The sequence below is a fragment of the Cryobacterium sp. Hh11 genome (assembly GCF_004404045.1).
GTDB lineage: Bacteria > Actinomycetota > Actinomycetes > Actinomycetales > Microbacteriaceae > Cryobacterium > Cryobacterium levicorallinum.
On sequence record NZ_SOHF01000019.1, the window covers coordinates 91,436 to 103,581 of the forward strand.

The following is a 12,146-nucleotide window of genomic DNA, read 5'->3' on the forward strand; positions in this document are numbered from 1 at the left end:
ACCACTATGCGTGATCTATTGAATCCGGAGGTGGATCGGGAGTGTCGCTTTCGAGCAGCTCGGTGATCGACCGGAGGGTTTCGGGGGAGACATCGCCGAGCATCCGGGCAGCGAAGCTCACCACGCGCGCAACGCGCAGGCTCTTCACGAAGGCGAGTTGAGCGTCGACCCGTTCGGGCAGGTCGCCACCCCCGCCGAGCATGTACTCCGGAGGGATGCGGAAGAACTCGGCGATTCCGGTGAGCAATGCCGGATCGGTGACGAGCGGTCCTTCGCCGGTGATCATGTATGCCCAGCGGGCTCGGGAGAGGGTCAGGCCGCGTTCCTTGAGCCCCGCTTCGATTTGGCGATAGGTGTACGGAGTGTTTCCTTCAGCGACGACGACGTCAAGCAGCAAGTTGAGTTTGCGCGCCAATTCCACCTGGGGGCTCACCTCGTCGGCGCCCCGCGCGACGGTCATCTGGTCACCCCGGCCAGAGCGGTGGTTCGGGCCTGCGTGCGCACCTCGGCCAGGTCGATCAGGCCCTGTTCGGCCGGACTGACGGCCTGCTCGGGGTGAAGTAGCAAGCTGTCCCGAATCTCGACGTGCCGCCGGTACAGGTGCGCACCTGGCACACGCACGATGAGTAGCTGAAGCGGTGACAGCTCTCGTTCGATGCTGAGCTCGGGAGTGTCGGCCAGGAGGCGTTGCCACAACGGTGTGATGCGCCATAAAAGCACACGATCGTGGAAGTTTCTCCCGCTCGAGGTCAACCCGTCGACGGTGGCGGTCAGTCCCAGGCCGATGACGAGGCTTATCGGCGAGAGGAGCAGGCTCAGAGTGTACGCGATTCGGCCCCAACCGACCAGAAGGTAGTCTGCGTACAGCACGGCCAGGATGGCGCTGGTCAGGCTGATGAGGGCGTACGCGAGTACTCCCAGGCACGCAAGGAGCACGAGACTCAGTGAGATCCGGGTCACCAGACGTCGCTGCCGTCGCAAGTCCCGAATGCACGCGATACCGAACGACACCGCAAAGATGCCCATCGCGATCCAGGTCGTGGCCGCGTAGGCAGTGAAATCCCAGCGCGGTATGAAGGATGCTGCAATGTCGTCGGTGACCCGCCAGTCGCGTCCAAAAAACAGAACGGCCTGAACGAGCACGATCGCCGTGGTGATCAGCACAGTCGCTCGCTGACGAGCCCGCGTCAGTCCACGCGGAGACATAGCCTCCTGCACGATGACATCGAGCAGTGCGATGGCCACGATGGTGAGGGCGTGGAAGATGAAATAAGTCACGTTGCCGCCGCCGAGAAGCGCGTCAACCGGCCGGTACACCGGCTGCGGCATCAGCGTCATCGTCAGTGCAAAGACCGCCAGAAACAGCAGTAGCGGCCGACGTCGTCCGCGAATGGCCGATGGGACGCAGACCGCGGCGGCGATCCAAAAGACGGCCGACAGTGTGAAGAGAATTGTTTGCACTAGAGAACTCGTCCGAATCCGGTTGGGGTGCCCTGGGCAGCTTCGGGTGCGTCCTGCAGCATAATGAGGGCCAGTCGATCTCCGATGGCTTCGGCCAGGGCCTCCTGCTCATCGGTGAACTGGCTCCGCGACAGGGCGTAGGCGATCGCGTCGATCGGAATCAGGGGTGCCAGCAGCGCAATTCGTTCCGCAGGAATGAGTTCTTTCTCGTGATCGAGAATCATATGACCGGACTCGTGGTTGAGGAATTGCTGGCGGTGCACCGGGGAGGTGGTCGGTGCATGGTGGATGCGCTCAAAACTCTCCCCGGCCACGGCGATCCACAGCCCGCAGAGCCCCGACTCCAGCATGCGGGGGGTCGCGCTCTGCACCACGATCTTTTTTCCACGCACCGATTCCATGTGCCGGTGCAGCAATTCAGCCGTCAGTGGGCGGGGCAGACCGAGGTCGGACACCATCGTGTGTGCCCGTTTCTGCCGTGCTTCGTAGCTCATACGATGCCCCCTACTAGCCCATCAGCCTACCCCGCAGCGGGATCGGTCACCGCAAGTATGCACCGGTGCCCATATCGGGTTACGATAGACATGTCTAACGTGGGTCCTCGGGGGAGGATCGGCCAGGGCATCGCTCGATAATGGTGGCAACGCGGGGGCTCCAGTACCGGTTCTGCACACGGTACGACCACCATTCATCGAGCGGGCCCTGGCTCCACGTGGATGTTGAGTCCTAGAATCGGGCAGACTCATCGGGCCCGGGCCCGCACACTAAGATTCGTTACGCCTCCTCGTCGGAGTGCCGATGCCCGCAGTTAAGCTGGGCGCATGAGCACTGTGCGAACTACTGTCGCTGACACCCCCATCGCTGCGGCACGCCCGGCTCGATCCCAGGCACTGCTGGATGCCGTGACCAACTCCGTCGTCATCGCGGACGGCGCCATGGGCACCATGCTGCAGGAGCACAACCCCACCCTCGACGACTACCAGCAGCTCGAGGGCTGCAACGAGATCCTCAACGTGAGCCGCCCCGATATCATCGCGGCCATCCACGACGTCTACCTCGAAACCGGCATCGACGCCATCGAGACCAACACCTTCGGCGCGAACTGGTCCAACCTCTCCGACTACGGCATCGAAGACCGCATCGAGGAACTCGCCAGGCTCGGCGCCGAGATCGCCCGCACCAGTGCCGAGAAGTTCGAAGCCCGCGACGGCCGCGTGCGCTGGGTGCTCGGCTCGATGGGCCCGGGCACCAAACTGCCCAGCCTCGGCCACACCACCTACGCCAACCTCAAGGCCACCTTCGCCGAGCAGGCGCTCGGGTTGATCCGCGGTGGCGCCGACGCGTTTTTGATCGAAACCTCGCAGGATCTGCTGCAGACCAAGAGCGCGGTGAACGGATGCAAGCAGGCCATCGCTGAGACCGGCATCCGCTTGCCGATTTTCGTGGAGGTGACGGTGGAGACCACCGGGACCATGCTGATGGGCAGCGAGATCGGCGCAGCCCTGACGGCGCTCGAACCCCTCGGCATCGACGCGATCGGCCTGAACTGCGCGACCGGACCGACCGAGATGAGCGAGCACCTGCGCCACCTCTCCAAATTCTCCCGCGTTCCCGTTATCTGTATGCCGAACGCCGGCCTGCCGCAGCTGACCAAGACCGGCGCGAGCTACCCGCTCACCCCTGACCAGCTCGCCACGGCACACGAACAGTTCGTGAAGGAATTCGGGCTGGGGCTGGTGGGTGGATGCTGCGGTACGACTCCTGCACACATGACCGCCGTGGTAGAACGGTTGCGTGGTGTCACCGTTAAACCGCGAACGCTCGAAGCGGATGCCGGCGTCGCGAGCTTGTACCAGCACGTGAGCTTCGACCAGGACAGCGCCTTCCTCGCCATCGGCGAGCGCACTAACGCCAACGGCTCGCGCGCGTTCCGCGATGCGATGCTCGCCGAGAACTGGGACGACTGCGTCGACATCGCCCGCAGCCAGGTGCGGGACGGCGCCCACCTGCTCGACGTGTGCATCGACTACGTCGGCCGCGACGGCGTCGCCGACATGAAACAGGTCGTCTCCCGTCTGGCCAGCGCCTCGACCCTGCCGCTCGTGGTGGACTCGACCGAACCGGCCGTGCTGCAGGCCGGCATGGAACTCATCGGCGGCCGCCCGGTGGTGAACTCGGTCAACTTCGAAGACGGCGAAGGGCCTACCTCCCGGTTCGGTCGCATCATGCCGCTCGTGAAAGAGCACGGCGCCGCCGTGATCGCCCTCACCATCGATGAAGAAGGGCAGGCCCGCACCGCCGAACACAAGGTGCGCATCGCCACCCGGCTGGTCGAGACCCTCGTGAACGTGTGGGGTATGCGGGTCGAGGACATCATCGTCGACGCCCTCACCTTTCCGATCGCGACCGGCCAGGAGGAAACCCGCCGCGACGGCATCGAAACCATCGAGGCGATCCGCCAGATCAAGGCGAAATACCCCGGCATCCACACGACGCTCGGAGTGTCGAACGTGTCGTTCGGACTCAACCCGGCCGCCCGGTCGGTGCTCAACTCGGTGTTTTTGCACGAAGCCACCGAGGCCGGCCTCGACTCCGCCATCGTTAACTCCGCCAAGATCGTGCCGCTCGCCTCGGTGCCCGATGACCGCCGAAAGGTGGCCATGGACCTGGTCTGGGACCGCCGCGAATACGACGCCGAAGGCACCCTCACCTACGACCCGCTGGTGGCCCTGCTCGACCTGTTCGCCGGCGTCGACTCCGCCGCATTGAAGGACGAACGTGCCGCCGAACTGGCGGCCCTGCCGGTGGGCGAACGGCTGGAGCGCCGCATTATCGACGGCGAGGCCAAGGGCCTCGAGGCTGACCTCGACCTTGCCCGAGCCGGGGGGTTGAGCGCGCTCGATATCGTCAACGTGCACCTGCTCGTGGGCATGCAGGTCGTCGGCGCCCGCTTCGGCAGCGGCGAGATGCAGCTGCCGTTCGTACTGCAGTCCGCCGAGGTCATGAAAGCCGCCGTCGCGCTGCTGGAGCCGCACATGGAGAAATCCGAAGCGGCCGGCAAGGGCACGATCGTGCTCGGCACAGTTCGCGGCGACGTGCACGACATCGGCAAGAACCTCGTCGACATCATCCTCACCAACAACGGCTACGACGTGATCAATATCGGCATTAAACAGCCGATTGCTGAGTTCATTCGGGTGGCTGAAGAACACAACGCCGACGTGATTGGCATGAGCGGGCTGCTCGTGAAATCCACGGTGGTGATGAAAGAGAACCTGCTCGAACTCGAATCGCGCGGCCTCGCTGACAAGTGGCCGATCCTGCTCGGTGGCGCCGCACTCACCCGCTCCTACGTGGAGGACGACCTTGACAGCGTCTTCGCCGGGCAGGTGCGCTACGCCCGCGACGCGTTTGAGGGCCTCGCCCTGATGGAACCCCTCGTGGCCATCGCCCGCGGTGCCGACCCCAAATCGGTCGGCCTGCCGCCGCTCAAGAAACGCATCCACAAGAAGAGTCTGCTCACCTTGACCGAACCCGAGGAGATGCCCGCTCGGTCCGAGGTCGCGAGCGACAACCCGATCCCGGTGCCGCCGTTCTGGGGCACCCGCATCGTCAAGGGCGTGGCCCTAGCCGACTTTTCGGCCTTCCTCGACGAACGCGCCACGTTCATGGGGCAGTGGGGGCTCAAGCCCAGCCGGGCTGAAGACGGCGCGAGCTATCAGGAACTGGTCGATACCGTCGGTCGGCCGCGCCTGCGTTACTGGCTCGACCGCATCCTGGGCGAGGGCATGCTCGATGCCTCCGTCGCCTACGGCTACTTTCCGGTGGTTGCCGACGGCGACGACCTGGTCGTGCTGCACCACGGTGACGACCCGACCGGCCTGGTCGGCCAGGCTGGACTGCTCGCGCCCGACGGCGGTTCCGACGGCGTGCTCGGCTCTGATCGCCTGCGCTTCAACTTTCCCCGGCAGCGCCGTGACAAACACCTGTGCCTGGCCGACTTCGTGCGCGGTCGCGCGTCTGGCCAAACGGATGTCGTCGCCCTCCAGCTGGTCACCGCCGGCTCGAACGTGGACTCAGTGACGGCCCAAATGTTCGCCGCGAATCAGTACCGCGATTACATGGAACTCAACGGGCTCACCATGCAGCTGACCGAGGCGCTGGCCGAATACTGGCACTCGCGCATCCGCTCGGAATTCGGTGTGGGCGGCGAAGACCCCACCGATATCGCCGGCATGTTCAAGCTCGAGTATCGCGGTGCCCGGTTCTCGCTCGGCTACCCGGCCTGCCCCGAGATGGAGGATCGCCGCAAGGTGGTCGAGCTGCTGAAACCCGAGCGGATGGGCGTGGTCTTGTCGGAGGAGCTGCAGCTGCACCCCGAGCAGTCGACCGACGCGTTCGTGTTCCACCACCCGGAAGCGAAGTACTTCTCGGTGTAGTTCGTCGGGGTCGGAGGGGGCTCCGCGCGGGAGTCGCGCCTCCCGCGCACTGGCGCACGTCCCGCGCAGCGCGAAACGGATGCCTTCGAGCCAGAGAACGAGTCAGCGGGGGCCCAGGCGTGCGCGGCGCAGGGCGGCGAGAACGGCCGGGCCCACCAGGGAGATGCCGACCACAGTGGTGATGGCCCGCACGGTGTCCCAGGTGAGGGTTGACGTGACCAGGGAGTACAACGCGAACGAGGCGAGATTCTGCCCGGCGTCGGCCCCGGCCGTGTAGGAGATGCCGGTACCGCTACCGACGGCGAACGGCCAGAACCAGAGGTTCATCATGAGGCCGAACAGGTACGACGAGACGACGCCGTAGACGGCCAGCAGCACGATTTCGAGGCTCCGACGCCAGCGCGTCCCGGTCGTGAGCCGCGATTGCGCGTTCAGCCTGGGGCGCTGCCAGCGCTGCCAGCGCTGCGCGGGTGCGCCTGGCGCGGGCTCGCCATGCGCGGGTTGGCTTGGCGCTTGTGCGGTCGACGCCGGTTGGGTCCTGGGTGCGGTCGGGGTCGCTTTCGCCCAGTGCGGCAGCAGCCCCGCGCCGGCGCCGACCCAGCCGCAGGCGAACATCTGGAACGGGGTCCAGGGCCCGAAGCCGCCCCAGAGCAGGGAGGACACCGCGATGGTGAGCAGTCCGAGCAGAAAACCGAACCGCGCGCCGTAGACCCGTCCGGCCAGAATCAGCAGCACGAACACCGCCTCAACCCCGCCCATGCCGGCACCGGCGATTCGCACCGCGGCACCGACCGCCGCGAGCACACCGAGCAGCGCCACTGTTTTCGCCGTGTACATCTCCCGGTCGAGGGTGAGCGCGAGGGCCACGATGAGCGCCGGAATGAGCGCGAACGCCACGATCGGCACGGCGACCTGCGCGTCGGCCGGCACCGCCGCGACGAAGAACGGCCAGGCGAAGGCTGCGGCGGCGAGAACGCTGCCGCTGCCCAGAATCCACGACGTCCAGCGGATGCGCTGGCGCGCGCTCACAATGACCGTCACGAGTGCACCTCGATAGGGGCTTCGAGCCGGCCGGCTTCCATGCGCAGGATTCGGGTGGCGAGACCCCGCGCGAAGTCGTCGTCGTGGGTAGCGAAAATAACCGCAGCGCTGTAGCTCGCGGCCTTGAGCAAAGCGTCGCTCACCAGGGCACGCGACGTGAGGTCGAGGCCGCGAGTGGGTTCGTCGATGAGCAGCAGGTCGGGCCGGGCCGCGAGTTGAATGGCCATCACGAGGCAGAGGCGTTCGCCGGAAGAGAGGTCGCGTGGGTGGCGCTGCATCAGGTGCGCGGCATCCGCGACGCCATCGAAACCCAGCAGCTGCGCAAATGTCTGTGCCGTATCGGCGCCAGCCAGAGTGCGGTTAGCCCGCCGACACTCCTCGGTCACGGTGATCGCAAACAATAGGTCATCGAAGTTCTCGGGCACCAGCGCCACGGCCTGCCGACGGGTTCGCCGCTTGAGGGCGTGCACGTCATGGCCGGCAACGGTGACGGTGTCGGCAGCCGTCGGCAACGCCATCGCCCGCAACAGGCTACTTTTACCGGCGCCGTTGCTACCCCGAAGCGCGATCAGCTCGCCGGCCTGCACCTTGAAGGACACGTCGTCGACGACCAGACTCGTTCGGTGTCGAACGCTCAGCCGGCGGATGCTTGCCAACAGCACAGCAGGCACGGTTCCGAAATCTCGCGACGCGACCGGCGTCGGCGTGGGAGTCTCGGCGGTCGACAGCGCCTGCATCTCACCGGCGGAGACCTCGTGCAGCTGGCTGCCTCGAATCTGGAGCCAGACATCCGCTATCGAAGCGAACTCCTTCGTGTTGTGTTCGGCGATGACGACGCAGACGTCGGCTTCGTGGGCGAGCTGGCCAAGCACGGTGCAGACCCGATCCCGGGCGGCAGCGTCGAGGTCGGCAAGCGGCTCGTCGACGAGCAACAGGATGGGGTGATTCACGATGGCCGCCGCGATTGCGACGAGGCTGGCCTCGCCCGCTGAGAGCCGCTCGATCGGTCGGTCGACCAAATGTTCGATTTTCAGCCGAGCGGCGACCTGGAGAATCCGGGCGTGCACGATGGACGGGGTGACGTTGCGCACGGCCAGGGCGAATCCGATTTCGTCGTGCACGGTTTCGGCCGCAAAGCCGAGGCGCACGTTCTGCGCGACAAGCCCGACGAAACCGGCCGTGTCACGCGGGGGAGTCGAGGCCCGATCGGCACCGCCAATGTTGACGGTGCCGGTCTGAACGCCGTCGTAGAAGTGCTGGAACAGCCCGCTCATGCTGTGCAGCAGGCTGGTTTTGCCTGACCCGGTCGCGCCGACGATAACGGTGAGAGTGCCGGGCTTGAGGGTAACGTTGAGCTCGTCGAGGTGCCAGCCCGTCTTGTCAGGCGCAGCACCGAAGTTCAATCTGACATCCCGGAGCACCACCGGTGCCTCGCACACGCCGGTTACGACGCGGGTCGCCGCAAATCCGCGGGTTTCCATCGACGCGGCCAGCGCGAGCGCGCGCTCGATTGTCTGCTCGAAGATGGGCACGAGCAGCGACGCGATCGACCGCTCGCCGCGTAGGGAGCGGGCAACCCGCACGCGGCGCACGGATTCCAGCAGTGCCGGAAAGGTCGCCCAGGCGATGACGAGCGAACGAGAGATGGCGCGCAGCGGGCCGCGACCGGCACCGCGCGCAAACAGGGATTGCACGTTGATGACCGCGTTCAGCAGGCCGAAGAACACGATGATGGCGGCAACCGGCAGTGCGCTGAGCGCGGCATTGCCGAGACCGACCAAGGTGATCGGGCCCAGCAGCGTGATGTGGCTGAACGGCCCGTCGAGTCGGAGCCGGGGAAGCTCCAGGAGTACCGGGCCGGTGCCGGCGCCTGCCCCGCCGAAGACCACGCGGTAGACGACCCGCAACAGCACGAAGCCCACCGCGAGCACGATTGCCGCGAGAAGCGGGGCCAGGCGCAGGCGAAACACTAGCTGCCGGGCGTCGGCGTTTCAGTGCCGGTCGTGTAGACGAGTCCCACTGACTGGCCGGGTTCGACCTCGAGCGTGCCGATGCCCTCCTGGGCGTACTCCCATTCGGCGTCGGGAGTGGCCTTCACCCAGAGCGCCCAGTAGGCGTAAGCCGGTGGCATCGAGGCGCAGCTCTCGGTGAAGGATTCCTGGCCCTCGACCACGACGGTTTCGTCGGCGGCCGGGCGGTCGTTGACGCGGCAGACGATGGCGTCGCCGTATTCGACGCTGCCCTCGGTCGTGGTGCCCGTCGTTGCGAGGGTCTCGCTCGCAGGGATGGCCTTGGTCGCGTCGACGCACTCGGTGATCGTGGCGGCGTCAAGCAGACCGAAGTCCACGACGACGGCGACGCCGGCGCAGTCGGCCGAGGAAGCTTCAGCGGTCGCGGCAGGTGAGGCCGACGAGCCGGAATCAGCGGGAGCGCATCCGCTCAGTGCAGCGAGCAGAACGAGCGCGCCCAATGCAACTGAGGTGCGGGCAGCCGTGCTGCGGAAGCCCGTGTTGCGGGAGAAAATGGGCGCAGAAAAAATTGTTGCGTTGAGGTTCATTGGTTCAGATTACCTAGCGTTTAGAGGATGCCGGCGACTCGGTCGAGCCCCCCGCGGAGATCGAGCAGAAGGTCGTCGAGCGCTTCGATGCCCACCGACAGGCGCAGCATTCCGGCGGTGATGCCGAGGCGGGCGTTGAGGTCGGGGGCAAAGGAGGCGTGGGTGGTGGTCAGCGGATGCAGCACCATCGAGCGGGTGTCGCCGATACCGGTCATGCGGCTGAACACCCGCAGGCCGTTCGTGAAGGCGCGGGCACCCTCGGTGCCGCCCTTGACCGTGACGGCGAAGACCGAGCCGGTGCGCCCGTTGTAGTACTGCTGCGCAATGTCGTGCAGCGGGCTGCTCGGCAGGCCGGCGTAGTCGACGACCTCGACCTCCGGCTGCTCTTCGAGCCAGTGCGCGATGGCACGGGAGTTGTCGACGTGGCGTTCCATGCGCAGCGACAGGGTTTCGATGCCCTGGTGCAGCAGAAACCCGTTGAACGGGGAGAGCGACGGGCCGACGTCGTTGACGACGGCCTCGCGCACATACTGGGCAAAAGCGGCCGGGCCGAACCGGTCGAGCAGCGACGGCAGGCCGGGGCGCAACGAGTCGGTCAGCAGCGGGTAGCGGCGGGAACTCGCCGCCCAGTCGAAGGTGCCGCCGTCGACGATCGCGCCGGACACACCGGCGCCGTGGCCGCTGAGAAACTTGGTGGTCGAGTGCACGACAATGTCGGCGCCGTGCTCGAACGGGCGAATCAGGTACGGCGTGGCCACGGTGTTGTCGACGACGAGGGGGATGCCGTGGCGGCGGGCGACGGCGGCAATGCGGGCGATATCCACGACGTCGTTGCGCGGGTTGGGGATCGTTTCGGTGAAAATCGCCTTGGTCTCCGGGCGAATGACCGCGTCCCAGGCTTCGTCGGAGTCGGTGTCCCAGACGTAGTCGACCTCGATGCCCATGCGGCGAAAGCTGCGGCCGAGCAGAATGCGGGTACCGCCGTAAATGCTCGCGGTCGAGACGATGTGTTCGCCCGCTTCGGCCAGGGCGAACAGGGCGGCGCTGATCGCGGCCTGCCCGCTCGACACGGCGACACAGGCGGTGCCGCCCTCGAGCGAGGCGAGGCGCTGCTCGGCGACCGCGTTGGTCGGGTTGCCCTGCCGGGAGTAAATGGGTTCGCGGGAGCCACCGTTGAACCGGGCGGCGCCGTCGTCGAAGGAGTCGAAGACGTAGCCGGCGCTCAGGGTGAGCGGCGGAATGCGTGCGCCGCGGTTTTCGTCGGCGTATTCGCCGACGTGCACCTGGCGGGTGTCGAAGCTGAAGCCGTCCCAGTTGGTAATCGGGTCCACGACCTCACGAGCGTCAGAGTTCAGCGGTGACGACGTGAGTGAAGCGGATACTGGTGCTGGCGTGACCATGAAACTTCCTGTTGCGTCGGTGTGGGTCGGGAGCGGAGCATCCGTTTGGGTAGAGGTGGTCATCAGGCCGCAGCCTCGGCCGACACCCGGGCGACGAGCGCCGCGATGCGGACGACGGCCTCGCGCAGAGTGTCGGGGGAGCAGGCCAGGTTGAGGCGGGCGAAGCCCTGACCGCCGAGGCCGAAGGACTCACCGCTGTTGAGGGCGACGCGGGCATCGTCGAGAATGCGCTGGTACGGATTGTCCCCGAGACCGACGTGGCGAAGATCCATCCAGGCAAGATAGCTGGCGCGCGGCCGGTGATAGATCACGGCGGGCAGGTGTTCGCGGAGTAGGGAATCCAGGAGAGCATCGTTGCTGACAATTTGGTCGATGGCAGTGTCGAGCCAGTCGGTACAACCGAACGCGGCGATATTCGCGTGCAGGCCGAGAATGCTGGTGCGACAGGCAACTTCCTCGGGCAGAAGGTTCAGCAGCGCGTTGGTCGCATCATCGGCCGCGACCATGATGGCGCACTTGAGCCCGGCAATGTTCCAGCCCTTGCTCGCCGAGGTCACGGTCACCGCGCGCGCGCCGGCGGCCACGGCCAGCGGGGCGAACGGAGTGAAGGTGGCGCCGGGGTAAGTGAGCGGGGCGTGGATCTCGTCGGAGATCACGAAGACGTCATAGTGGGCCGCGAGCCGGGCGAGCTCCTCGAGTGTGGCCCGCGCCCACACGATGCCGTGCGGGTTGTGCGGGTTGCACAGGAGGAAGGCATCGACGCCGGAAGCGAAACTGCGCTCCAGCGCCGCGAAGTCGAACAGCCAGGTGTCACCGTGCTCGATCAGGGGGGTCTCCACGACGTTACCGAGGGCCTCCTCCACCAGTTCGTAGAACGGCGGGTAGACCGGCGGGGTGATCGCGACGCGGCCGCCAACCGGCACGGCCAGGCGCAGGGCCTCGACGATGCCGACGCTGACGTCCGTGGCGAGATGTACGTGGCTCGGGTCCACGTTCCAGCCCCAGCGGTCCAGGGCGAACGTGGCGAAGGCCGGAGCAAGCGGCCCAGGGCCGTCAAGGTAGCCGGTGTCGGACGCCTGTACGCGCTCCACCAGGGTCGCGACGATCTCTGGTGCCAGGGGGTAATCCATCTCGGCAACGAACAAGGGAAGTACGTCGGCGGGAAACCGAGTCCACTTGATGCTGCTGCGCTCGCGCCGGATATGCTCCAGCGGTGCGGCCTTGATGACTGACATGACCACAGCATGT

At 66.4% G+C, this 12,146-nt stretch carries 9 protein-coding genes; 1 reads left to right on the forward strand and 8 read right to left on the reverse strand.

Translation table 11 applies throughout. From position 1 onward, the window contains the following. Positions 1-4 precede the first annotated feature (4 nt). The 3 genes from E3T46_RS08765 to E3T46_RS08775 are packed head-to-tail and all read right to left on the reverse strand — an operon-like array spanning position 5 to position 1,955. A complete protein-coding gene (locus E3T46_RS08765; RefSeq protein WP_134578258.1) occupies positions 5-460 on the reverse strand; it encodes a hypothetical protein in 456 nt (151 codons plus the stop codon). After that, positions 457-1,461: a DUF6545 domain-containing protein gene (locus tag E3T46_RS08770; protein ID WP_134578259.1), complete on the reverse strand. Its 1,005-nt coding sequence runs from the start codon at positions 1,459-1,461 to the stop codon at positions 457-459. The genes E3T46_RS08765 and E3T46_RS08770 overlap by 4 nt, the downstream gene beginning before the upstream one ends. After that, entirely contained in the window at positions 1,461-1,955 is a 495-nt protein-coding gene (locus E3T46_RS08775) for a hypothetical protein (RefSeq protein ID WP_134578260.1), read from the reverse strand. The genes E3T46_RS08770 and E3T46_RS08775 overlap by 1 nt, the downstream gene beginning before the upstream one ends. A 327-nt stretch (positions 1,956-2,282) precedes the next feature. On the opposite strand from E3T46_RS08775, the gene metH reads away from it, so the two are divergent. Then, positions 2,283-5,900 (forward strand): methionine synthase, encoded by a 3,618-nt coding sequence (gene metH, locus E3T46_RS08780; protein ID WP_134444568.1) that lies wholly within the window; start codon positions 2,283-2,285, stop codon positions 5,898-5,900. Between the two features lie 102 nt (positions 5,901-6,002). Here metH and E3T46_RS08785 read toward each other — a convergent pair whose 3' ends face one another. Genes E3T46_RS08785 through E3T46_RS08805 form a run of 5 tightly spaced genes read right to left on the reverse strand, consistent with a single transcriptional unit; the run spans position 6,003 to position 12,133 of the window. After that, positions 6,003-6,941 (reverse strand): ECF transporter S component, encoded by a 939-nt coding sequence (locus tag E3T46_RS08785; protein ID WP_134578261.1) that lies wholly within the window; start codon positions 6,939-6,941, stop codon positions 6,003-6,005. Then, entirely contained in the window at positions 6,938-8,911 is a 1,974-nt protein-coding gene (locus tag E3T46_RS08790; protein WP_134578262.1) for an ATP-binding cassette domain-containing protein, read from the reverse strand. The genes E3T46_RS08785 and E3T46_RS08790 overlap by 4 nt, the downstream gene beginning before the upstream one ends. Beyond that, complete coding sequence (locus tag E3T46_RS08795) at positions 8,911-9,498, reverse strand: hypothetical protein (RefSeq protein WP_092452195.1); 588 nt, start codon at positions 9,496-9,498, stop codon at positions 8,911-8,913. Before E3T46_RS08795 ends, E3T46_RS08790 begins: the two co-directional genes overlap by 1 nt. A gap of 20 nt (positions 9,499-9,518) precedes the next feature. Then, positions 9,519-10,961: an aminotransferase class I/II-fold pyridoxal phosphate-dependent enzyme gene (locus E3T46_RS08800; protein ID WP_241980551.1), complete on the reverse strand. Its 1,443-nt coding sequence runs from the start codon at positions 10,959-10,961 to the stop codon at positions 9,519-9,521. Next, positions 10,961-12,133, reverse strand: coding sequence for an aminotransferase class I/II-fold pyridoxal phosphate-dependent enzyme (locus tag E3T46_RS08805; RefSeq protein ID WP_134578263.1), 1,173 nt, complete (start codon positions 12,131-12,133; stop codon positions 10,961-10,963). Before E3T46_RS08805 ends, E3T46_RS08800 begins: the two co-directional genes overlap by 1 nt. Positions 12,134-12,146 lie beyond the last annotated feature (13 nt).

What these genes read in the sequence shown, in the direction of transcription:
- E3T46_RS08765 (WP_134578258.1), bottom strand. Translation starts at nt 460, where the DNA reads ATGACCGTCGCGCGGGGCGCCGACGAGGTGAGCCCCCAGGTGGAATTG.
- E3T46_RS08775 (WP_134578260.1), bottom strand. Translation starts at nt 1,955, where the DNA reads ATGAGCTACGAAGCACGGCAGAAACGGGCACACACGATGGTGTCCGAC.
- metH (WP_134444568.1), top strand. Translation starts at nt 2,283, where the DNA reads ATGAGCACTGTGCGAACTACTGTCGCTGACACCCCCATCGCTGCGGCA.
- E3T46_RS08795 (WP_092452195.1), bottom strand. Translation starts at nt 9,498, where the DNA reads ATGAACCTCAACGCAACAATTTTTTCTGCGCCCATTTTCTCCCGCAAC.
- E3T46_RS08800 (WP_241980551.1), bottom strand. Translation starts at nt 10,961, where the DNA reads ATGACCACCTCTACCCAAACGGATGCTCCGCTCCCGACCCACACCGAC.
- E3T46_RS08805 (WP_134578263.1), bottom strand. Translation starts at nt 12,133, where the DNA reads ATGTCAGTCATCAAGGCCGCACCGCTGGAGCATATCCGGCGCGAGCGC.